This is a genomic window from Mucilaginibacter pankratovii, assembly GCF_014773265.1.
Classification (GTDB): domain Bacteria; phylum Bacteroidota; class Bacteroidia; order Sphingobacteriales; family Sphingobacteriaceae; genus Mucilaginibacter; species Mucilaginibacter pankratovii.
This window is the reverse complement of the sequence record NZ_JACWMY010000010.1, coordinates 210,474-235,886: the sequence shown is the minus strand read 5'-3', so window position 1 is coordinate 235,886 and position 25,413 is coordinate 210,474. Positions and strand designations below refer to the sequence as shown.

Below are 25,413 nucleotides of genomic sequence, written 5' to 3'. Positions count from 1 at the left end.
TCTCTACGCAGGCAGAGCCGCTATGCAAGGCGCTCTGCTTATAGGGAGATTGCTTCGTACCTCGCAATGACGATGTGGAGAAAAGTCTCAGGACCTGCACCTACGCATTAAACTGCAAGATAAACGTAGCTCCCTTGCCTTCGGTAGATTGTACCTGGATATTCCCTTTATGCAACAGCATAATTTGTTTACAAAGGCTAAGCCCGATACCGCTGCCGGTTTTGCGGGTACTGAAGAAGGGGATAAAGATCTTATCCAGCAGTTCGGGTGGCATACCGAGGCCGTTATCCATAATTTTCACCAGTATCTTGTTGTTGGCCTTTGCTTCTGCCGAGAGGGTGATGCGTGGCTCTGATTTGTCTTTCACTGCCTCTATAGCGTTCACCAGCAGGTTGATCATCACCTGGTCTATGAGGTTGATATCCGCTTCGATGGCCAGTGCAGGATCACGTAGGATAATCTCCAGTTCGATATGTTTCTTCTCCAAGGTTGGGCGCATCAGGCTGTTAAGGTTCTCGAACATGTTACGCACCAGGATCTTGTTCAGATCCAGCTTGGTGATCTTATTGAGGCTGCGGTAGCTTTCAGTAAACTTAAGCAAGCCTTCGCTGCGGCGTTTGATGGTGTCGATGCCCAGTTCTATGTCTTCCAGGTCGGCATTGGCGATACCGCCGGTTATCTCGGGGCTTTGCAGGCGGTTCTTCAATGTATCGGCTAAAGAGGAGATAGGCGCAACCGAGTTCATGATCTCATGCGTCATCACATTCAGTAATTTGCTCCATGCCTTTGATTCCGTCTCGTCCAAAGCCTCGCTCACGTTCTGGAAGGCCACCAGTTTATACATTTTCTCGTCGCTGCGCATAACACTGGCGGATACCAGCATTTTTACCTGCTGCTGGTTACGGGTGATGCTAAGCACCTGCGCGTCGCCGGGCTTTAGTTTAATGATATCAGCGTACAGCTCTGGCTCGCGTTTTTCCAGCGAATGGATGGTTTTTAAATAGGGGACACCGATGAGGTTTTTAAAGGCTTCATTTATCCAGCCGGTTTCGCCGGTTTCCTGCTCGTAGCTGAGCAGCCCGGTATCTACCAATTCTAATATCTTTTGCAGGTAATGGTACTGCGTCTCGCGTTCGCGACTGATGAGTTTAAAGGTAGTGTTGATCTCGTTAAAGCCCTTGCGTAGTGGTTTTAGTTCGTTTGGGGCACGGCGCACATCAAAGTGGCGACTAAAATCGCGGTAGTGGATAGATTCTACAAACTGGTTCACCTCGTCCTGCGCCTTGCGCTGGAAACGGATCAGATCGAGCACCGAAAACACCACCATCGGTATAGTAAGCACCCCATAAATATATGCCCCCCTGCCCGATACCACAACCACCGATGTGGCCGTAATGGCAATAAATAAAAATATGACACGCAGCAGTAGCCGCCATTCGTAACGGTTAAATGTCATACTTGCTCAATCTGCGGTAAAGGGCGGTACGGGTTAACCCCAGTTCTTTTGCGGCGCGGGTGATGTTACCGCTATGTTTTTCTATCACGCGGAGGATGGCGTTCTTCTCCATTGCGCTCAATGGTATGTTACTGTCGTCCTCGGTAAGTGTTTCACCTGGTGTTTCCAGTATCGAAAAAATAAGGTCGTCGGGGCGCAGAACGTGATCGTCCGCCATAATTACGGCGCGCTCAATAGTATATTGCAGCTCGCGCACATTGCCCGGGAAGTTGTACGATTTTAACTTGGTTAAAGCCGCGCTGTCGAAATCTACACTTGGCTTTAAGTATTTGCTGGCGTACAACTTGGCAAAATGGCGGGCCAATATCACAATATCCTCGTTGCGGCGGCGCAATGGCGGCATGTTTATCTCCACCGTGTTAATACGGTAAATTAAATCCTTACGGAATTTATTTTCGTTAGCCAGTTCAGACAAGGGTACGTTAGTAGCGCAAATGAGCCGGATATTGATATCAATGGCTTTGTTGGTGCCCAGGCGCGTTACCTGCCTGTTTTGCAGTATGGTAAGCAGCTTGGCCTGCTGCTGCAGGCTGATGTTGCCTATCTCATCCAAAAATAAAGTACCGCCTTCGGCTTCCTCAAAACGGCCCATGCGGTCTTCCCGTGCATCGGTATAAGCACCTTTTTTGTGGCCGAAGAGTTCGCTTTCAAACAAGCTATCCGTCAATGCGCCAACATCCACTTTTATAAATGGTTTATCGGCGCGCAGCGAGCGCTCGTGAATGGCTTTTGCCATCAGGTCTTTACCCGTACCGTTTTCGCCAAGTATCAAAATATTGGCATCGGTAGGCGCGATCTTATTTACCTTGTGGAAAATATCCTCCATCACTTCCGATTCACCCAAAATAGATGTCCCTGCACTGCTTTTGCCCGATGGTTTGCTGGCTTTGCTGGTGCCCTCTTTTTTATCAAGCAGATCTTTTATGGTCTCTATCAGCTTCTCGTTATGCCATGGCTTCACCACAAAATCATTCGCACCCTCTTTTAACGAGCGTACGGCCAGGTCGATATCGCCATAGGCGGTTATCATAATAACACAAACGTTGGGTTTCCACTCTTTAATTTTGCGCAGCCAGTAAATGCCTTCGTTGCCGGTATTAATGGCGCTGTTAAAGTTCATATCCAGCAGCACAAGGTCAACCTGGTTGCGTTGCAGCAGCCAGTTCAGGTTCTCCGGGTTCTTTTCGGTGATAATTTCCTGTGTTTCTGTTTTAAGTAATAACTTAACAGCGGTTAGTACATCGGGGTCGTCGTCAACAATTAAAACGGTCGCTTTTTTAAGTATCATTTTATAGTAGTTGGTTCATGGTTGATAGTTCATGGTACTTCAGTGTACACATAAAATACATCCCGCAATTTAGTATTTGCATGTTAAATATCATACCATTTACGCTATAATACCTATAGTATTGATAATCAACTATGAACTGTAATCCATCAACTATGAACTCAAAAAAACTATTGTATCAATACCGAACACATGCTGTAACAATAGCGTACGGTGTAATTTAGCCAAATAGGTTTAATTGACTGAAATACAGCAATTTAATTTGTGGCATGTGTTTTTGTATCTATCAACAAAATATTAAGAATTATACAGTGGACAGAGTAATACAAAAAAAGACATGGGGTACCAAAAGGCTTGTAACTATAGCCGGTATAACAGCAGCAGTTTTATTTGGCGGTTGGATGATCATCAGCACCGCATCGAGCAAAAGCAAGTTAAACGTAGATACCGAACGCATAACTGTTAGCGATATTAAAAAAGGCCCGTTCCAGGAGTTTATACCTGTTAACGGCGTGGTGATGCCGCTTACCACCATTTACCTGGATGCGGTTGAAGGCGGCCGTGTAGAAGAGAAATATGTTGAAGATGGCGCTAACCTTAAAAAAGGTGACCCGATCATCAAATTAGCCAACACCGATTTGGAGCTAAACCTGGCTAACCAGGAAACAGCGGTTTACGCCGCGCAGACGCAGATGCAGATCTCGCACAACAGCGCGCAACAAAACACCATCACCAAGCTTAACCAAATGGCCGATGTAGATAATGCTTATAAAGAAGCTGAACGCGTTTACCTTTTGGACAAGAGATTACTCGACCAGAAAGCGATAGGCCTACAGGAATATAAGGCTGCCGAAAATGCCTACGCTTACCAGGTAAGGCGCAAAAAATTAACCACGCAGATCTTAAAACAAGATACTTCGTTAACCAAACAGGAAGCAGACCAGGCCCGTGAGCAATACGCGCACATGAAGAGCACACTGGAACTGATGCGTAAAAAAGTGGCCGACCTAACCGTACGTGCACCTATCGACGGTCAGTTAACATCGATGGATGCCGAAGTAGGGCAGAACAAGAATAAAGGCGAGCACTTAGGCCAGATAGATGCGCAAAGCGGCTTTAAAGTACGTGTAGATGTAGAAGAGCATTACCTATCTCGCATATACAACGGTTTAGTGGGTGATTTTACTTTTGCTGATAAAACTTATAAATTGGTGATCAAGAAAGTGTTTACACAGGTTACCAGCGGCCGTTTCCAGGTAGATATGCAGTTTGTTGGTGAAGTACCTAAAGGTATCCGCAAGGGCCAAACCTTACAGATCCGCCTGGCATTGAGCGACGAAACAACCGCGGTATTGGTACCTAAAGGTGGTTTTTACCAGCAAACCGGTGGTAACTGGATCTTTAAAGTTGCCGAAGATGGTAAAACAGCTTACAAGGTTGATATACAGATAGGCCGCCAAAACCCTGATTATTATGAGGTATTACAAGGCTTAAAACCTGGCGACAAAGTGGTAACATCCAGCTACGAAAACTATACCGATATACAGGAACTGGTGCTGAAGAAACCGTAAGGAGGGCGGAAGCCCCACCCAGCCTCCCCAAAGGGGAGGAGGTATGGCGTAAGAATGAACTAATCAATTAAAAATATACAAATCACAATTAAATCAAAAATAGCCCTTTCGCTTTAGCCGGCGGAAGGGTTTAAGGGAGGCCAAATGATAAAAATTACAAATCTTGAGAAATTTTACCGCACAGAAGAGGTAGAGACCATTGCACTAAACAAGCTGTCGATGGAAGTTAACACCGGCGAGTTTGTGGCCATTATGGGTCCATCTGGTTGCGGTAAATCTACACTGCTAAACATTTTGGGTATGCTGGACGATCCGGATAATGGCAGCTACGTTTTCAACGGCGTTGAAATAGCCCATTTTAACGAACGCAAACGTGCCGACCTGCGCAAGCACAACATCGGTTTCGTTTTCCAGAGCTTTAACCTGATAGATGAGCTTACCGTTTTCGAAAACGTTGAGCTACCATTGATCTATACCGGCGTAAGCAGTGCAGATCGTGTAAAACGCGTGGAGGAAGTGCTTGATAAAATGCAGATCATGCACCGCCGCAACCACTACCCGCAGCAGTTATCGGGCGGTCAGCAACAGCGTGTGGCCATTGCCCGTGCGGTTGTTAACAAACCAAAATTGATATTGGCGGATGAACCTACCGGTAACCTGGATAGCAGCAACGGTAACGATGTAATGGAACTGTTAACCGATCTGAACGAGCAGGGTACAACCATTATTATGGTTACGCACTCTGAGCATGATGCTCGTTACAGCCACCGCATCATCCGCCTGTTAGACGGGCAAACCGTGATGGAAAACATCATGGTATAATAACTTTTAACAGCCTCATCCGCCCTTCGCGCACCTTCTCCAAAGGAGAAGGGTTGGTTATTCGAAAGTCCTCTCCTTTGGAGAGGATTTAGGTGAGACTGGGTTAACCTATTTGATTAATATATAGTTAAGTGTGCCTCCGGCTTTACCCACTGCCAATGCAAATTGGCGGTGGGACGGCTTGAGAATTGCCCTGTTTTGGGTGAATGAATGGTGAATTGAGAGTGGTGAGTAGTTAAGAGTTTTAATCGGTGAAATCAATCTTCATCGGTGTAATCGCAAAAAAATATGTTTAAGAATTACATTAAAATAACCTGGCGTAACTTGTTAAAAAACAAGGGTTTTACCGCTATAAATATTGCCGGTTTGGCAGTTGGGATGGCCAGTGCCGCCCTCATTTTGTTTTGGGTACAAAACGAGGTAAGCTACGACCAGTTCCACGATAAAAAAGACCGTCTTTACCAGATGTATAACCGCTCGGTTTTTGATGGTAAAATGTGGTGCTGGGGAACTACGCCAAAAGTAATGCGCAGCAGCCTTAAACAGGATTACCCGCAGGTAGAGCAGGTATCGCGCACCAATAATTGCAACTTCTTATTCACGCTTGGCGAAAAGCATCTTACACTGGCCGGTAATTATACCGACCCGGATTTCCTGACGATGTTCAGTTTCCCGCTGGTAAAGGGTAACCTAAAAACGGCACTGAACGAAATGAAGAGCATTGTTCTTACCGAAAAAACAGCTAAAAAACTGTTTGGCGATGAGGACGCGATGGGCAAAACCATCAAAATAGACAGTGTTGATTATTTTACGGTTACCGCTGTAATGAAAGATCTTCCTAACAACACCCAATTCGATTTTGAATACCTGATGCCATGGACCTACCTGGAGAAGGTTGACAAGCAAGTGGAGAAGAACTGGGGCAACAATTCGGTACAAACCTGGGCACTTTTAAAACCCGGCGTAACCGAAGCTGCTATAAACAAGCAGGTTAAAGATATTACGCGTTCGCATTCCGATATTAAAGATATCGATGTGTTTATGCATCCCGCCACCAAATGGCATTTATATTCCAAGTTCGAGAATGGTAAGATAGTGGGTGGCCGCATCGAAACCATCAGATTGTTCAGTATTATTGCTGCATTCATTTTGCTGATCGCCTGCATCAACTTCATGAACCTGAGCACTGCCCGCAGCGAGAAGCGCGCCAAAGAAGTAGGTATCCGTAAAGTAGTAGGGGCCTCAAAAGGGAGCCTTATTTCGCAATTCCTCGGCGAAAGTATCATGATCGCATTTTTCTCCGGTATATTGGCGCTCATCATCATCCAGCTTTCCCTTTCGGGTTTTAATAACCTTACCGATAAACATTTAATTATTCCTTATAACAGCCCGGCGTTCTGGCTGATATCATTATCATTTATCCTTTTCACAGGCGTGTTATCAGGCAGCTACCCGGCGCTATACCTGTCATCGTTTATCCCGGTAAAAGTATTAAAGGGCACTTTCAAGGCAGCCAATGCGGCCATATCGCCACGTAAAATATTGGTGGTGGTGCAATTCACCTTTGCTATTGTACTCATCATTTCTACCATCATTGTACGCGAGCAATTAGAGTACGCTCAAAACCGGGATACCGGTTACAAAAAGAACAACCTGGTATACACCTTTATGACGGGCAACGTCGACAAGAATTATAAGCTCATCCGTAACGAATTGTTAACCAGCGGTGCAGCTGTTGCCGTAAGCAAAACCAGCGCGCCAATGACAGAAGGCTGGAGCGATACCTGGGATTATACCTGGCAAGGCAAACAGGAAGGCGCCAAGATAGACTTTAACATGTACAACACTGACGGCTCTTTCACCAAAACAATGGGCCTGAAGGTTATAGAGGGCCGCGATATAGACGCGGAAAAGTACCCTTCAGATTCGCTTGCTGTTATGCTAAACGAGGCATCGGTAAAAATAATGGGATTTAAACATCCCATTGGCCAAATTGTAAAGAATGGCGATAACAAGCTAACCGTAGTAGGTGTGGTGAAAGATTTCATCCTGCAATCGCCATATGAACCGGTGAGGCCTATGATCATACAAGGCCCCAAATCGTGGTTCAATGTTATCCATTATAAACTTAACGATAAAAACACAACAGCCCAAAACCTGAAACTGGCAGAAGGCGTGTTTAAGAAATTTAACTCCGAGTACCCCTTCGATTATCATTTTGTTGACGATGAATACGCCAAGAAATTTAAGGACGAACAACGTACCGGCACACTGGCCACACTTTTTGCCGGCCTAACCATATTTATATCCTGCTTAGGGCTGTTCGGCCTGGCCACATACATGGCACAGAACCGCATCAAAGAAATTGGTGTACGCAAGGTGCTGGGAGCATCAGTATTTGGTGTTACGTCTATGCTATCAAAAGACTTTTTAACCCTGGTTGGCATCGCCTTCCTGTTTGCCACGCCATTGGCCTGGTTCGGTATGCATAGTTGGCTACAGGGATACACTTATCGTGTACCAATAAGTATTTGGGTGTTTATAACGGCCGCAGTGGTAACCATTATGATATCTATTATAACGGTGAGTTTCCAGGCTATCAAAGCCGCGCTGGCAAACCCGGTGAAGAGTTTGAGAAGCGAGTAAATAAGAGACAAGAGTAAAGAACCAAGAATCAAGATAGAATCAGTGTAATCGGTGAAATCAATTTTCAAATCGGTGTAATCAAAAAAATAATGTTAAAAAACTATATCAAAATAGCCTGGCGTAACTTGTATAAAAACAAGGCGTTTTCGCTGATCCACATATTGGGGTTAACCATCGGTATCACCGTGTGCATGATGATATTCGTTTACATCATGAACGAGTTCAGTGTGGATAAATTCCACGCCAAGGGCAAACGTATGTACCGCGTAATGCGCACCTTTGATGAACTGAAAGAAGGTGTACCGTATCTTTCGGGGCCTTATGCAACGGCTTTATTGAACGATTTTCCGGGGGATATAAAACAAGCCGTACGGGTTCAGCCAAATCAGGGGTTGATCTCTTTTGGCGATAAAGCCTTTGTAGAAAAAAAACTATATAATGCTGATGCTGATTTCTTTAGCCTGTTTTCCTTCAAGCTTTTAAAAGGCAATGCATCGTCGGTACTGAAAGATCCCTCGAGCATTGTGCTTACCGAAACTACCGCAAAAAAATACTTTGGCAGCATTGATAATGCCATGGGCAAAGTGGTAACGCTGGATAAACAAAAACAGTTGAAAGTCACCGGTATCGCGCAGGATGTGCCAGCCAATTCGCACTTGAATTTTGATGTGGTTGTGCCATTATCTAACTATTTTAACGAGGATTACTTTAAGGTTTGGATCAACAATGGCCTTTTTACTTATGTATTGCTGGATGAGCATAGCGATAAGGCGCAGCTGGAGAAGAAGTTTCCGCAGTTTATGGATAAATACATGGGCAAGGATATGGCGCGTTTCGGTGCCAAATTCGGCCTGAAACTTACCGCACTGAACGATATTTATTTTGAGCCCGCATCAGCCTTTGATAATGTAAAGCATGGCGATAAAACGGTAGTATATATCTTCATTTCTATCGCGGTACTCATCATGCTTATTGCCTGTATTAATTTTACCAACCTGTCCACCATCCGGGCAGTGGAACGCTCTAAAGAAGTTGGGCTGCGCAAGGTTTTAGGGGCTTTAAAGAACCACCTTGTACTGCAATTCATCGGCGAGAGCATGCTGCTTACCATTATCTCCTGCATTTTATCTGTAGTGATATTAATTGCAGCGATGCCCTGGTACCGCGAGCTGCTCGGCTATAACGTATCTGCCAGCTGGAACTCGGCACCTATCTACCTGTTTTTAGCAGGGGTGATCGTCGTTATCGGCTTTCTGGCGGGCAGCTACCCGGCGTTTTTTCTGTCGGCTTTTTCACCAATACAGGCGCTGAAAGGCAAACTGCGTTTGGGCAAAAGCGGGGCCTTCTTCAGGCAATCGCTCGTGGTGGTGCAGTTTAGTATTTCGGTATTGCTCATTATCGGCACCATCGTTATCATGAAGCAGATGAGCTTTGTAAAAGGCAAAGAGCTTGGTTATGATAAAGAGCAGGCCGTAATTGTACAGCTGGATAATAACGACATCTACAACCAAATGAGCGTTTTCAAAAAAGAGCTGGAAAGCAACGCCAATATTGCAAGCGTGTCGCTCATGTCGGGCGAGCCCGGCGGTTTCCATGATATGCATACTTTTGAAGCAGAGGGCCAGCACGATAAATTTAAATCGCGCACGGAGTTCGCCGACTTCCAGTTTGTTAAAACGCTTGGGGTGAAAATAGTAGCCGGCCGCGATTTTTCGCCTCAGTTTACAACGGATTCTACCGACGCGGTGCTCATCAACCAAACTGCCGCCAAAAAACTTGGCTTTACACCAGAGCAGGCTATTGGTAAGCAAATAAAAAATACCATTCGCGACGATAAACCACGCCGTGTAATAGGTGTAGTGAAAGATTACAATTTCCTTTCGCTGAAGGAGAATATGGATGCTCTCATTATATCACCTGCAATGGACAGGAGGGTAGCCGTTATCAAAATAAAAGCGGGTAATATTAAAAACTCCCTTGCTGTAATAAAGCAGGTGTACAGCCAGGTTGCCCCGGTTTATCCTTTCGAATACAGCTTCCTCGATCAGAAATTTGATACCACCTACAAAACCGATATCCGCCAGCAAACCATGCTGGCCATCTTTTCGGGCCTGGCTATTTTCATCGCCTGTTTAGGTTTATTCGGACTGGCATCCTTCACAGCGGTAAAACGCACCAAGGAGATCGGCGTACGCAAGGTGTTGGGCTCGTCGGTGCCAAATATACTGCTGCTGTTATCAAAAGACTTGTTGAAACCTGTTGCGGTTGCTACGGTGATTGCGATACCATTGGGCTATTACTTTATGCACACATGGCTGCAAAACTTTGCTTATAAAACGCCGCTGCATTGGTCGATCTTTTTATTTGCTGCATTAATAACATTTGGGATAGCCCTGGCAACAGTAAGCTTTAAATCGCTGAACGCAGCATTGGCAAACCCGGTGAAGAGTTTAAGAAGTGAGTAGTTTTAGAAGCAAGAAGTAAGATACAAGAATCAAGAGTGGGATCAACGTAATCATTTAATCATTAGCATCAACGGTCATGTTCAGAAACTATATAAAAACAGCATTCCGTAGCCTCTTGAAAAACAAGGGCTTTACGGCTATAAACATACTGGGACTGGCCCTTGGGCTGGGCGCCTGCCTGCTTATTGTATTTTATGTGGTTGATGAGCTGAGCTACGACCTTTACAACACCAAAAGCGAGCGTATATATCGCGTAAATGCGGACCTTAAACTCGGCGAGAACCGGAAAGATTACGCTGTAGTAATGCCGCCGCTGGCAAAAACACTTGTTGCCGAATATCCTTACGTAGAAGACGCTGTACGCATAAAAAATGCCTACACCATGCATGTTAAAAAAGGTGAGGTGAATATGGTAGAGAATAAAGTTGCCTTTGCCGATCCATCGCTTTTTAATGTTTTTACGCTGCCAATGATAAGCGGAGATAGTAAAACCGCCCTTGCCGAGCCAAATTCGGTAGTGGTGACCGAAAGCACCGCCAAAAAGTATTTTGATAAAACGGATGTGGTTGGCAAGATGATGATTCTTAATGATAACCAAAATTTTAAGATCACGGGGGTAATAAAGGATGTGCCAAAAAACTCGCACTTTAACGTCGATTTCTTTTTATCCATGGCCACCTGGGGGGATAGCCGATCGAATGCCTGGCTGCGTAATGATTATAATACCTATGTATTGCTGAAGGACGTTAAAGATGCCAAAAAACTGGGAGGCAGTTTTGATGCCTTACTGCAAAAATTCAGTGGCGACCAAATGAAAAGCGAAATAGGCATGAGCTACGCCGATTTTGAGAAAAGTGGCAGCTATTTCCGGTTGAACCTTACGCCGCTTACCGATATCCACCTCAAATCTAATCGTACGGGTGAATTGAGCGCAAATGGCACCACGCAATACGTGTACATATTTTCGGCAATAGCTATATTTATATTGCTGATTGCCTGCGTAAACTTCATGAACCTTTCTACCGCCCGGTCATCAAACCGCGCCCGCGAGGTTGGGGTACGCAAAGTGCTTGGTTCGCCACGTAAATACCTTATCGCGCAGTTCCTTTCAGAATCTATCATGATCACCTTCTTTGCAACCGTTATCGCGCTTTTTGCCGCTGTAGCATTGCTGCCGCTGTTTAACCAACTGGCCGGGAAAGATATCGCCATTACACAAGCAACATTGCTTTGGTTGTTGCCGGTATCAGCGCTTATTGTATTGGTTGTTGGTTCGCTGGCCGGCTCGTACCCCGCATTCTTCCTCTCGGCCTTCCAGCCGATAGATGTGCTGAAGGGCAAACTATCAGCCGGTTTTAAGGGCGGCGGTCTGAGGAGCTTTTTGGTGGTTTTCCAGTTTGGCATTTCGGTGTTCCTTATTATTGGCACGCTGATCATTAATAATCAGCTCAACTACATCCAAACTACCAATCTGGGTTTTAACCGTAACCAGGTACTCATTATTCAAAACGCCTACGAGCTTAACAAATCAACCAAAAATTTCAAAGAGGAGTTAAGCCAATTACCCGGTGTTGCCGGCGTTACCATGACGAATTTCCTCCCGGTATCGGGCAACAGGGGTACATCCATCTATTTTAAAGATGCAACGCTCGATCAAAAGAACTCCATTTTCCCGCAAAGCTGGGAAGTAGATGCCGACTGGATCCCAACGCTGGATATGAAAATGGCAGCGGGGCGTAACTTCGACAAAGGCAGGCTCTCCGATTCGGGTGCGGTTATCATCAACGAGGCGGCCGCCAAATTCCTGGGTTATAAAAACCCGCTGAACCAAACGCTTTACAAATCGCTTGGCGGAAAAACCGAATTGTCTAATACCGTAAAATACGAAGTAATTGGCGTGGTGAAAGATTTTCACTTCAGTTCGCTGCATGATAAAATAGAGCCTGTTATTATCCGCCTTGGAGAAAACAACGGTGCGGTAAGTCTGCGGGTAAATACGGCAAACTTGCCCGCTTTAATGTCACAGATAAAAACCAAATGGACGTCGTTCTCGCCGGTACAAATGAATTTCTCCTTTATGGATCAGGATTTTGACGCGTCCTACCGCTCGGAGCAGCGGGTGGGTACCATCTTCATCATATTTACCACGCTGGCAATTATTATAGCATGCTTGGGCCTGTTTGGGCTGGCGGCTTACGCAGCAGAGCAACGTACAAAAGAAATAGGCATCCGCAAGGTATTGGGTGCCGATGTAAGCGCCATAGTGGCCATGTTATCTAAAGATTTTGTAAAACTGGTGGTGATATCCATCGCAGTAGCCTCGCCGTTGGCCTGGTACTGTATGCACCTGTGGCTACAGGATTTTGCCTACCGGATAAACATACAATGGTGGGTAATTGCCGCTGCTGGCTTAACAGCCATTTTAATAGCTGTAGTAACGGTAAGCTTTCAGGCCATTAAAGCGGCATTGGCAAACCCGGTGAATAGCTTGAAGAATGAATAAAGAGTTGATGGCTGATAGTTCATGGTTCATAGCCGGAAAAGAACAATGAAGCTACTATGATCTATCAACCATTAACTATCAACTAATATAAATCGGTGAAATCAATTTTCAATCGGTGTAATCAAAAAATATAATTATGATAAGAAACTATTTAAAAACGGCCTGGCGTAATATCTTAGGGAATAAGTTTTACGCGTCCATTAATGTGGCCGGCCTTACCGTAGGGCTGGTTGTTGGTTTGTTTATGCTGCTTTGGGTGCAGGACGAATTGAGCTACGATAAATTTAACTCCAAGGCCGATAATATCTACAAGATAGGTATTGTGGGCGGCACGGGTATCAGCAAGCAGATCTTCAATAATATCATAGCGCCGGTTGCAACCTTCGCCAAAAGAGAACTGCCCGAGGTGCAGGATGCTGTGCGTATTATGACTTTAGGCAACGCACCGTTCCGGTACAAAGACAAAGTTTTTTATGAAGACGATTTTGCCTTTACCGACCCTTCCTATTTCACAGTGTTTGATTTTAACCTGATCAAAGGGGATAAGCGCCATCCTTTTGCCGATAATAGCTCCATCGTAATAACCCAGGAGATGGCCGATAAATACTTCGGCAAGGAAGACCCGATCGGTAAAGTAGTTACCCTTGGTCAGGACGAGCAATTGAAAGTAACCGGTGTTATCCCCAACTATCCCGCAAATTCCAGCTTTAAGTATCGCATTTTGATGCCTTTATCGCGGTTTAACGATCTGGCATACATCAAAAACAGAAAAACCTACGATAATAAAACCTTCATCTCCTCGATGGATGCGGATTGGAGCATGTTTGGTTTCCAAACTTACCTGCTTTTGAAACCTGGTACAACTGTAAATACCGTTGCATTTGAGAAAAAGCTGCAGGCCATCCACGAGCGTAACAAGCCCGAAGATGCGCCCGTGCCATACCTATCGCAGCCGCTGCTGAAAATGCACCTTTACAAAGCCGACGGTACCGATGGTGGCATTTCTACTGTGCGTACCTTTGGTATTGTGGCGCTGATGATCTTAGTTATCGCTTGTATCAATTATGTAAACTTATCTACCGCCCGCAGTATGCTGCGCGCCAAGGAGGTAAGCATGCGCAAAATAATTGGCGCCAATAAGTTCCAACTGTTTATGCAGTTTATGGCCGAAACCACGCTGCTGTTTGTCATAGCCGCCATATTTGCCTTTGCGCTGATGTTTGTGCTGTTGCCTTATTACAACCAGTTCTCGGGCAAACAAATTACGCTCAACTTATCCAGTTATAACATCTGGGCCTGCATTTTGGTAACGCTGTTGGGAACGCTCGCGGCATCAAGTATTTACCCGGCCTTGCTGCTTTCTTCGTTCGAGCCATTAAAGGCACTGAAGGGCAAGATCTCTATCGGTATCGGCAACGCTGCCTTCCGGAGGGTGTTGGTGGTGCTGCAATTTGCAGTATCTATCGTGTTGATCATCGGCACCCTAATCATCGGCAAACAATTGAAATTCATCAGGGATAAAAACCTGGGGTACGATAAAGAGAATGTTTTATCCTTCAGCATGCGCAACGATATGGTGCCGCATTATGATGTCATCAAGAATGAGCTGCAGAAAAACCCTGCCGTATTGGATGTAACCCGCGCCGGTCGTGATATCATCACCGGCGGCAGCTCTACCGGCGACTCGGATTGGGATGGCAAACCGGTCAACTCTAATATGTGGTTCAACCAGATCTACGCCGATAAGGACCTGCTGAGCTTCTTCAAAATGAAAATTATTGACGGGGCTGGTTTTACCGGTGCGGTGGCAGATTCTGCACACTTCCTCATTAACGAAACCGCCGTGAAAGAAATGGGCCTTAAAAACCCTATCGGTAAACGTCTGCGTGTGCAAACCGTGACCGGCACCATCATTGGCGTTGTAAAGGATTTTCACTTTACCACCATTCACAAGCAAATTGAACCGGCGGTATTCCAGTATAACCCCAATAACTGCTGGAAGGTCTATCTGAAAACAACCGGCCGCGATGCTCAAAGCGCAATCGCATCCGCACATGCTTTATGGAAACGGTATAATGGCGATATTCCATTCAATTACACTTTCTTAGACGATAGCTTTAAAAAATTATATACCGACGATCAGCGCACGGGCTCTTTATTCAACATGTTCTCGGGCATTGCCATCATTATCTCCTGCCTGGGGCTGTTTGGCCTGGCCACCTATTCGGCACAGGTAAAAACCAGGGAGATCGGTATCCGCAAGGTACTTGGCGCAAGCGTAAGCCGAATTATAGGTTTATTGGCCGCCGAATTTATGGTATTGATCATTATTTCCATCGTGATAGCTATCCCGGTAGGCTGGTACGCCATGAACGCCTGGCTTCAGGATTTTGCCTATAAAATAAATATCACCTGGGTGGTATTTGTGCTGGCGGGCGGCGGTGCAACTTTAATAGCATTGGCCACCATCAGCATTCAGTCAGTAAAAGCAGCCATAGCCAACCCGGTGAAGAGTTTGAAAAATGGAGAATAGAGGAGAAGCTAAGGGTTCATGGTTCATAGCCGAAAACAAAACGCAGCTACTATGAACTATCAACCATGATCTATGAACTAAATAATCAGTGTAATCACAAAAGTTATGATAAAGAACTATTTTAAAATTGCATGGAGGAACCTTATCAGGAATAAGGGCTTCTCGTTAACTAACATACTGGGGCTCACCATCGGGATGATCTGTACTATCTTCATTTTTTTATGGGTGAAGGATGAGGTGGCATACGATAAGTTCCACCAGAACCACAACAATATTTACCAGGTGATGGCCACGCGTGATTTTAAGCCGACCATCTTTACCGATCCTAACATGGTGTTGCCGTTGGCCAAAACGCTGGAAGGCGGCAACCCGCAGGTATTGCGTACCGTGGTTACCACGCACCAGGAATCGCACCTGTTTGAGTACAAAGAGACCAAATTGAAAAAGGATTGGTACCAGGTGAGCGACCAGTTTTTCAACATATTTAGCTGGAAGTTTGTAAAGGGCAATGCCGCTACAGTATTGAGCGATCCAAAATCCATCGCCATTACCGAATCTGCCGCCAAAGCATTTTTTGGCAATGATGACCCGATGGATAAGATCATTAAAGTTGACAATGAGAACAGTTTTAAAGTAGCCGCCGTTTTGGCCGACCCTCCGGGCAACTCAACCTTTAAATTTGATTTTATCGCGCCGTTTGATTTCTCGTCTGATTATATTAAAAGACGGATGAAGGAGTGGACCAATTCGTCGCATAGCGTATTTGTGCAAACCACGCCAAACGCCAATATGGCCGCGGTAGATAAGTATATTGATAAAGTAAAGCATGAGCACGACAAAGGCGATAAAATAAGCACGTACTGGACTTTTCCGATGAACAAATGGCACCTGTACAGTGAGTTTAAGGATGGTAAAAACGTAGGTGGTATGATCGAGTACGTACGCATGTTCACCGTTATCGCTATCATTATTTTATTGATCGCCTGTGTAAACTTCATGAACCTTTCCACCGCGCGTTCAGAGAAGCGTGCTAAAGAAGTAGGGATCCGCAAAACCTTAGGATCTGACAGGAAGCAACTGCTCACCCAGTTCTTTTTCGAATCTATCATACTGGCGCTTATTGCCTTTATATTGGCCATTGGCTTTGTTTACATATTAATGCCATCATTTAACTTGTTGGTGAGTAAAACATTGCGGCTTAGTATTATCGATCCATTCTTCCTGATCGGCGCCTTTATTATCATTCTGTTCACCGGCGTGGTTGCCGGCAGTTACCCTGCTTTATACTTGTCGTCATTTAATCCGGTGAAGGTGCTTAAAGGTACTTTTGCGGCCGGTAAGAGCGCAGTATTACCCAGGCGGATTTTGGTTGTGGGGCAGTTTGTGATGTCGATACTGCTGATCTCGGCTACTATCATTGTTTACCAGCAGATCCAGCATATTAAGGATAAGAGTATCGGTTACAACCCGAATAACCTCATCATGATACCCTCATCAAGTGATATCGATAAAAATTACGCTGCGATAAAGCAGGACCTGGAAAACACAGGGCTTGTGGCCGCTACTACGCGTACCTCATCGCCTATAACCGAGATCTGGTGGAAATCGGGTTCGCCAGATTACCAGGGCAAAGCAGCTAATGGTGATATTATTTTTTCGGGCCTGCAAACCGACGTGGGTTTCACCAAAACGATGGGTATCAAAATATTGCAGGGTCGCGATTTTAACAATACACCCGGAGATACTTCGGTAATGCTATTGAACAAAGCGGCTGTGGAAGCCATGAAATTGAAAAACCCGGTAGGTATGGAAATGAAATACGGCCGTAAATTCACCGTGGTAGGTGTTATTGATAACGTGGTAATGGCATCGCCGTATGACCCCGTTGAGCCGTTGATGGTTTATTACGATGGAAGAGGCTCCAGTGTGGTAAACGTGCGCCTAAAAGAGGGTGTACAGCCAAAAACCGCCATTACCCAGCTCGAAACCATCTTTAAAAAATACAACCCGCAAAACCTGTTCGAGTACCAGTTTGTAGACCAGGAGTTCGGCAAGAAATTCCTGACAGAAGAGCTCATTAGCCGTATCACCAATATTTTTGCAGGCCTGGCCATATTTATCTGCTGTATCGGCCTGGCCGGTTTGGCATCGTTCACCATCGAAAAACGCTTCCGCGAAATTGGCGTACGTAAGGTAATGGGCGCATCGGTACAACAACTGCTGATGCTCATCTCTACTGAGTTTTTAAAGCTGGTGACTATTGCTTTCGTAATAGCTGTACCATTAACCTGGTACCTGATGAGTAACTGGCTCAAAAAATACACGTACCATATCGACGTAAGCGCATGGGTATTTGCCGCCGTTGGCGTGCTGATACTGTTGCTTACCCTTGTAGTAGTAAGCCTCAACACCATGAAAGCCGCGCTGGCCAACCCGGTGAAGAGTCTTCGTAGTGAATAGGGTTCATGGTTCATAGATGATAGTTCATAGATGATAGTTCATAGCCGATAGTTTGAGCTACAATGACTATCATCTATTAACCATGAACTAAGAATCGGTGCAATCAATAAAGAATCGGTGTAATCAAAATTATCATGTTAAAGAACTACATCAAAATTGCGTGGCGCAACCTTATCAAGGATAAGCAGTTTACGTTGCTGAATGTGCTGGGGCTGTCGGCAGGCATTGCCTGTACCTTACTCATTTACCTTTGGGTGCACGATGAGTTGAGTTACGATAAATTTTTTTATAAGGATAGCCAGGTTTTCCAGGTGATGGAACTGCGTGGAGCCGGTGAGAACATTGGGCTTACCGACGAATCATCCGGCCTGGTTAGTGAAGCCATAAAGCTTACCAACCCGCAAATTGAGTACGCCGCACCGGTTGCACCTGCAGATTGGTTTCAGAAGTTTACGCTAACCAGCGGCGATAAAAACATCAAGGCCGTAGGGCAATATGTAGGGAAGGAGTATTTCAATATCTTTTCCTTTAAAATGCTCGATGGCGATAAAAGCAAAGTACTGGAAGCCAAAAACTCCATCGTAATATCTGATGAACTGGCTAAAAGGCTTTTTAATACCCGCGAGGGCGCAATAGGGAAGGTGATCAAATTTCAGCATGAGAAGGATTTCTTTGTTTCGGGCGTGTTTGAAAAACTGCCGGTGCATTCCTCGCAGCAGTTTGATTTTGTATTATCGTTTGATTACCTGGCCGATGTACAGGGTTGGGTAAAAACCTGGAACAACGGAGGGCCGCACAACTTTGTACTCCTGAAAAAAGGCACCGATCTGACAGCTTTCAATAACCGCATTAGTGATGTAGTTAAAAAGAACAGTGGCGACACAACCCGCAAACTGGTGGCCATGCAATTCTCCAAAAACTACCTGGCTAATACCTTTAACCACGGTTCGCGTGTTGGGGGCAGGGAGGAGTATGTAAAACTGTTCTCGCTCATCGCGGTTTTTATTTTGCTGATCGCCTGTATTAACTTCATGAACCTGTCTACCGCCAAAGCATCCGGCAGGATGAAGGAGGTGGGTATTAAAAAAGTGATAGGAGCAGAGCGCAGCCAGCTAATACTGCAGTTCCTGTCCGAATCGTTACTGCTCTCCATCATCACCATGATATTTGCCGTGGGCCTTACCTGGATACTGCTGCCGCAATTTAACCAGCTTACCGGCAAGGACATTAAACTGGTGTTCGATTTTCAGCTGATCGCGGTACTTATCGGCATAGCGGTAGCTACGGGCCTTATATCGGGCAGCTACCCGGCTTTGTACCTTTCTAAATTTAAGCCGTTAGCGATATTAAAGGGCAAGCTCAATACCTCCTTTGCCGAATTAATAGCGCGTAAGGGGCTGGTGGTTTTTCAATTCACGCTATCGGTAATGCTCATCATCGCGGTATTGGTAGTTTATAAGCAAGTTAAATTTATACAATCTACCGCGCTGGGCTACAATAAGGATAATATGATCCGCTTTGACTCGGAAGGTAAGCTCTCGGGCCACGAGGAAGCCTTTAACGCCGAATTGCGGAAGATCCCCGGCGTGGTGAACGCCAGCTTTACGCAACACAATATTGTTGGCCGGAATTTTGGCACAGCAGTGGTAAACTGGGATGGTAAAACCTCTAACCAGGATACATACTTCGAAGGGTTTTATGGCGGGTTTGAGTTCATCGAAACGATGAATATGCAGGTTATTGCGGGCCGCGCATTCAACAAGAATTTTGGTATCCCCGCCGAAAGTAAGAAAGTGATGCTGAATGAGACAGCAGTTAAGGCTATGCATCTCAAAGGGAATCCTATCGGCCAAAATGTTGATATATTTAATAACAAATATCAGGTAGTTGGCATCGTAAAAGATTTCCATTTCGAGTCCTTGCATGAGGCGGTAAAGCCCTCCTTCATTAACCTGGCCTGGGGCGGGAGTCCGTATTTTAAGATCATGATCCGGATAAAACCCGGCAATCAAAAAGAAACCATTGCGCAGGTACAAAAGGTATACGAAAGTTTTAACCCGGGCTTCCCGTTCTCTTTTAACTTCTTAGATGAAGCCTACCAAAAACAATACGAAACCGAAACCCGGGTATCTGTTTTAGCCAATTATTTTTCGGCCCTGGCTATTATTATTTCCTGCCTCGGCTTATTCGGGCTTGTAGCATTTACCGCGCAAAAACGGCGCAAAGAGATCGGTATCCGCAAGGTGGTAGGCGCGTCGGTGAATAGCATCACCATGATGCTGACGACGGACTTCCTGAAGCTGGTAGTAATAGCCGTGCTCATCGCCTTCCCGGTGGCCTGGTACATTATGCACCAATGGCTGCAGGGCTTTGTTTACCGGATAGATATCGGCCCGTTGGTGTTCATCATAGCGGCGGCAGCAATTATTGTAATAACCATACTCACGGTAGGTTTCCAGGCGATAAAAGCCGCGCTGGTAAATCCGGTGAAGAGCCTTCGTAGTGAGTAGTGAGTAGTGAGTACAAGAATACGTTTTCGAATAAGAAGGTTCAGTGTAACTGGTGAATCATCAAGAAAAAATCGGTGAAATCAATAAAAATAGAATCGGTGAAATCATAAAATAATCTGTGTAATCATGATACGGAACTACATCAAAATTGCCCTGCGTAATCTTACCAAGCAGAAAATGTTCAGCCTTATCAACATCGGCGGACTGGCCATTGGCCTGGCTGTTTGTATGACGATACTGATGTATGTTTCGCACGAAATGACCTATGACAGTTTCCACAAAAATGGTGAAAGGACATTTGGCATACACGCAACGCTTAAAATTGGCGGCAACCAGATGAACATGGCCTATATGAGCTATGCTACGGGCCCCATTGCCAAGCAAACCCAACCGGGCGTAGAAAGCTACATGCGCACCATGAAATACTTTAAGCCGTTTGTGGTGAATAACCCGGCTTCGCCCGAAACAAAATTCTCGGAAACAGACCTGCTTTTTGCCGATGCCGGCTTCTTTGATTTCTTTTCTTTTAAGCTCAAATCGGGCAGCAAAGAAGACGCACTAACCAAACCTTATTCGGTAATATTATCGCAGGATATGGCGGATAAATACTTCGGTACCGAAAACCCTATCGGTAAAACCATCACCATAAAAACAGACAGTGCCTACACTTACCAGGTTACCGGTGTTGCCGAAAACAGCCCTTCTAACTCTTCTATCAAATACAGCTTTATCGCATCCGGCCAAAGCCTTATTGCGATGAAGGAGGGCAAAAACTACACAGGCGACCAGGCCGTTGGCCCCGGTTCCTTCGACGTTTACTTAAGATTGAAAAGCCTTGAAGATACTGCCAAAGTAAAAACCGGTATGGAGCGCATTGCGAAGAGCGATAAGCGTTTTGATGACGTGAAATTCAGCCTTTCGCCACTGGCGGATATGCACCTTAAAAGCAATTTTGGCGATGCGTCAAACATCAAATACCTCAAGATCTTCCCGTTGGTAGCTGTGCTAATATTGCTGCTGGCCCTGGTGAACTACATGAGCTTATCCACTGCTCGTTCAACGCTGCGTGCTAAAGAGGTAGGGGTGCGCAAGGTATCCGGCGCAAGCCGCAAAACCATAGCCATGCAGTTTTATGTAGAATCGGGCATATTTACGCTGTTATCCTTTGTATTGGGCTATGTGCTTTGCTATGCCTTTAAGCCCTGGTTTACCAATACGTTGCAACTTAAAATTGATAATTCGTTTTTATACAGTCCGCTGGTGTTGGTACTATTTCTTTCGCTGTTTGTTTTAACGGCTTTAATTGCAGGGAGTTATCCATCTTTGGTATTGTCGGCCTTTAAGCCCATCGCCACGCTGAAAGGTAAAATGAGTAAGCAAACCGGCGGCGTTGCGGTGCGTAAAGTGTTCACTACTTTGCAGTTTGCCATATCGGTTGGACTGATCATCTGCGGTATTATTATCGACAGGCAACTGTACTATTTCCGCCATGCCGATACCGGGATGGACCGGGAAAATATTGTAATGATCCCTGTTGGCAGCGGCTTTGGTACAAACTACCCGGCTTTTAAACAGGATATTAATTCGCTGGGTGGTATAGCCAGCACCGCTACCTCTCATTATGCCATGTTTAAGGGCTATGATATGAATTTCATCAACGGCAAAACCAAAGAAGAGAGCGTTGCGCTGGCTGCATTATCAGTTGATAACCATTACATTAGTACGCTTAATTTAAAGTGGAAGATAGCCCCGGTTTCTGAAACCAGCATGATAGGTAAGAATAAGGTAGTTATCAACGAAGAAGCGATAGATAAGCTGCATTTGAAACCCAACCCGGTAGGCACGTACATCGAATCGGGTGATCAGAAGTTTGAGATAACCGGCGTGCTGAAGGACTTTAATTTCAGTTCGATGCAATCTACTATACAACCGTTGGGGCTTTTCATCGCGCCCGATACCACCAAATACTGGGCAAAGGTGGGCTGCAGTCTCTTCGCCAAAATAAAACCCAATACCAATTTACCCAGCCTGCTGGAGAACATCCAAAGCATCTACAAAAAATACGACAGCGGCACACCATTCAGCTACACCTTTATGGATGACGCCTTTAACGAGCAATACAAGGCTGAGGACAGGCTATCGTCCATCTTTAGCATATTTACCTATATCACCATATTGCTGGCTACCATGGGCTTGTTTGGCTTAACTGCCTTTACCATCGAGCAGCGCAACAAGGAGATCGGCATCCGCAAGATCTTAGGCGCAAGCCTTACCACCATCACCTCACTGTTATCTATAGATTTTATAAAGCTGGTAGTAATATCCGTTATCATCGCCTCGCCGGTAGCCTGGTGGGCCATGCATAACTGGCTGCAAAACTTTGCATACCGTATCAACATTCCGTGGTGGGTGTTTGGGGCCGCGGGTGTAATTGCTGTATTTACGGCGGTTGTAACCATTAGCTACCACGCCTTAAGAGCAGCGGTTGCTAACCCGGTAAAGAGTTTGCGGTCGGAATAGAAGCAAGACAACAAGAGTCAGGAATCAAGAAGAAAGAAATCGTTGAAATCAATACGATCAGTGCAACAAAATCGGTGAAATCAAAAAAAGTAATCGGTGTAATCCTAAAATAACATGATTAGAAATTATTTAAAAAGTGCCCTGCGTAACATTACCCGGCACAAGTTTATCTCGTTCATCAACATATTCGGCTTAACAGTGGGGCTTACCTGCTGCCTGCTTATTTTAACCTATATCATCAACGAGAACAGTTACGATAAGTATAACACCAATGCCGATGATACCTACCGCGTAACCCGCACCTTTTACTCGCAACCCGGGGTAGAAAGCCTGCATTTAAGCGCCGTGGCACCGCCATTTGGGCCGCTGCTGCAAAACGCCTTCCCGGATATTAAGAAGGTGACGCGTGTTATCCCAACCGGTACCAGCGCGCTGCACTACAAGGAAAAATTGTTTAATGAAAAAGGGACTTTTGTTGCCGACGAGAATTTCTTTGACGTTTTTGATGTGGATGTCTCAAAAGGCGATCCGCATGCGGCGCTTACCGATCCATATAGCATTATGCTTAGCGAAGGCATCGCAAAAAAATACTTCGGTGACGAAGACCCAATGAACAAGGGGTTGCGGTTAGACGACAATAAACATGAGTTTAAGGTTACAGGCGTATTTAAGGCCCTTCCTAAAAACGCACACTTGCACCCGGAGATGCTATTGTCATTCAATACATTGAAGGATAGTACTGTTTATGGCAAAATAGATCTTACTGCAGATTTTGGCGGCAATTTTATTTACACTTACCTGTTGTTTCCTAAAGGCTACAATACTGCGCGCATCGAATCGCAATTGCCCGACTTTTTAGATAAATATGTAAACTTGGGTGGTACGGTAAAAACTCACCTACAAACCAAACTTGATTTCCAAAAGCTAACGGATATACATCTCCGTTCACATCTCGACGACGAAATAGAACAAAACGGCGATATTAAACGCGTTTACATATTTTCGGCCATCGCGTTGTTTATCCTGCTTATTGCCTGTATAAATTATATGAATCTGGCTACGGCACGTTCGGTTTTAAGGGCGAAAGAAATAGGTATCCGCAAGGTGATAGGGGCTCAACGTAGAGAAATTATTTCCCAGTTTTTAAGCGAATCGGTATTGATCACCTGGGTGGCGCTTATCCTGGCCATTGCGCTAACAGTGCTCTTGCTACCCTGGATAAACAGCCTGTCGGAACTGGACCTGTCTGTTAGAAGTTTACTGAATGCCAAAATATTATTACCATTATTAGCGCTGCCCTTCATTATTGGCTTAATAAGTGGTATTTACCCTGCAATCTTCATGTCATCATTTATCCCCGCCAAAGTACTAAAGGGCATGCTGAAGGTGGGCTCGGGCAATGTATCGTTCAGGCAGGTGTTGGTGGTACTGCAATTTTCTATCTCGATCATACTCATTGTGGCTACCGCGGTGGTTTTCCAGCAACTGCAATACATCCAGAACAAAGCGCTTGGTTTTAACAAAGAACATATCATTACCATGGGTTACGAACGGGCGCTTACCCCGCAATATGAAGCCTTTAAAGATGATTTGATTAAAAGCGGGCAAGTGAAAGAAGTTGGCCTTTCGTCGCGTATTCCATCCGGCAGGCTGCTGGATGCACAGGGCGCATCGTTAATTGAAGGCAGTAGTGCCCAACCGGTGAAGTTCGATCTGAAATACATACGCGCCGATTATGGCTTTATACCTACTTACACCATGCAAATGGCAGCCGGGCGAAACTTCTCCAAGGCCTTTCCGACCGACACCAATAATACTATTATTAATGAGGCGGCAGTCCGCGCTTTTGGTTGGAAAAATGCCGACGCTGCCATAGGTAAAAACCTGGCGTATGGCGGAATAAAAGGAAAGGTGATTGGCGTGGTGAAGGATTTCCATTTCGAATCGCTCCACCAAAAAATAATTCCCCTTTTGTTTCAATTACCTGCGCAGAAAGGTACTTACAACCGTATCTCCATTAAAATAAACGGTGCAAACCCCAAAGCCGCTATTGCGGCTATTGAAACCACCTGGCATAAATACCTGCCCGAAACACCATTCGATTATACTTTTTTGGATGAACGCTTTGGCAAACTATACAGTAGCGAGCAGCAGCAGGGAAGCCTGTTCACCATCTTCTCGTTCATCGCCATATTCATCGCATGTTTAGGCTTGTTCGGGCTATCAGCTTTTACCATTACGCAGCGGGTAAAAGAGATCGGCGTACGCAAAGTATTAGGCGCCAGCGTACCGCAAATTGTAGGGGAGCTATCGCGCGATTTTTTAAAACTGGTAATATTGGCGGCAATAATATCCCTGCCCGTAGCCTGGTATGCCATGAACAAATGGCTGCTCGATTTTGAGTTTCGCATCAGTATCAGCTGGTGGATATTGGTCATGGCCGGCGTAGTGGCGCTTATCGTGGCTTTTGTAACTATCAGTTTCCAATCCATCAAAGCAGCGCTGGCAAACCCGGTGAAGAGCTTGAGGAGCGAATAGGTTCATAGTTGATGGTTCATAGTTCATAGTCGTTTTTTTTC

General features: G+C 45.3%; 12 protein-coding genes. 10 read left to right on the top strand and 2 right to left on the bottom strand.

Annotation, left to right across the window (positions count from 1 at the left end; translation table 11 throughout):
- Positions 1-100: 100 nt before the first annotated feature.
- The gene (locus IDJ77_RS19485) at positions 101-1,456 is read right to left on the bottom strand and encodes a sensor histidine kinase (RefSeq protein WP_191190661.1); all 1,356 of its coding nucleotides are present in this window, start codon (positions 1,454-1,456) and stop codon (positions 101-103) included.
- Positions 1,446-2,804 carry a sigma-54-dependent transcriptional regulator gene (locus IDJ77_RS19480; protein ID WP_191190660.1) on the bottom strand — a complete coding sequence of 453 codons (1,359 nt, stop codon included), beginning with the start codon at positions 2,802-2,804 and terminating at the stop codon, positions 1,446-1,448. The genes IDJ77_RS19485 and IDJ77_RS19480 overlap by 11 nt, the downstream gene beginning before the upstream one ends.
- A gap of 311 nt (positions 2,805-3,115) precedes the next feature.
- Here IDJ77_RS19480 and IDJ77_RS19475 point away from each other — a divergent pair, with 311 nt between their 5' ends.
- The 10 genes from IDJ77_RS19475 (at position 3,116) to IDJ77_RS27870 (ending at position 25,372) form a co-directional block, all read left to right on the top strand.
- The gene (locus tag IDJ77_RS19475; RefSeq protein ID WP_191190659.1) at positions 3,116-4,375 is read left to right on the top strand and encodes an efflux RND transporter periplasmic adaptor subunit; all 1,260 of its coding nucleotides are present in this window, start codon (positions 3,116-3,118) and stop codon (positions 4,373-4,375) included.
- A gap of 144 nt (positions 4,376-4,519) precedes the next feature.
- Positions 4,520-5,197, top strand: a complete 678-nt coding sequence (locus tag IDJ77_RS19470; RefSeq protein ID WP_128534849.1) for an ABC transporter ATP-binding protein — start codon at positions 4,520-4,522, stop codon at positions 5,195-5,197.
- Positions 5,198-5,485: 288 nt separating this feature from the next.
- Positions 5,486-7,843 carry an ABC transporter permease gene (locus tag IDJ77_RS19465; protein WP_191190658.1) on the top strand — a complete coding sequence of 786 codons (2,358 nt, stop codon included), beginning with the start codon at positions 5,486-5,488 and terminating at the stop codon, positions 7,841-7,843.
- A gap of 89 nt (positions 7,844-7,932) precedes the next feature.
- Complete coding sequence (locus IDJ77_RS19460) at positions 7,933-10,308, top strand: ABC transporter permease (protein ID WP_191190657.1); 2,376 nt, start codon at positions 7,933-7,935, stop codon at positions 10,306-10,308.
- A gap of 76 nt (positions 10,309-10,384) precedes the next feature.
- Positions 10,385-12,811 (top strand): ABC transporter permease, encoded by a 2,427-nt coding sequence (locus IDJ77_RS19455; RefSeq protein WP_191190656.1) that lies wholly within the window; start codon positions 10,385-10,387, stop codon positions 12,809-12,811.
- 136 nt (positions 12,812-12,947) lie between these two features.
- Positions 12,948-15,344, top strand: coding sequence for an ABC transporter permease (locus IDJ77_RS19450; protein WP_191190655.1), 2,397 nt, complete (start codon positions 12,948-12,950; stop codon positions 15,342-15,344).
- 105 nt (positions 15,345-15,449) lie between these two features.
- Positions 15,450-17,804: an ABC transporter permease gene (locus IDJ77_RS19445; protein WP_191190654.1), complete on the top strand. Its 2,355-nt coding sequence runs from the start codon at positions 15,450-15,452 to the stop codon at positions 17,802-17,804.
- 134 nt (positions 17,805-17,938) lie between these two features.
- Positions 17,939-20,314 carry an ABC transporter permease gene (locus IDJ77_RS19440; protein WP_191190653.1) on the top strand — a complete coding sequence of 792 codons (2,376 nt, stop codon included), beginning with the start codon at positions 17,939-17,941 and terminating at the stop codon, positions 20,312-20,314.
- A gap of 126 nt (positions 20,315-20,440) precedes the next feature.
- Positions 20,441-22,834, top strand: a complete 2,394-nt coding sequence (locus IDJ77_RS19435; RefSeq protein WP_191190652.1) for an ABC transporter permease — start codon at positions 20,441-20,443, stop codon at positions 22,832-22,834.
- Between the two features lie 114 nt (positions 22,835-22,948).
- Positions 22,949-25,372: an ABC transporter permease gene (locus IDJ77_RS27870; RefSeq protein WP_191190651.1), complete on the top strand. Its 2,424-nt coding sequence runs from the start codon at positions 22,949-22,951 to the stop codon at positions 25,370-25,372.
- Positions 25,373-25,413: the final 41 nt, after the last annotated feature.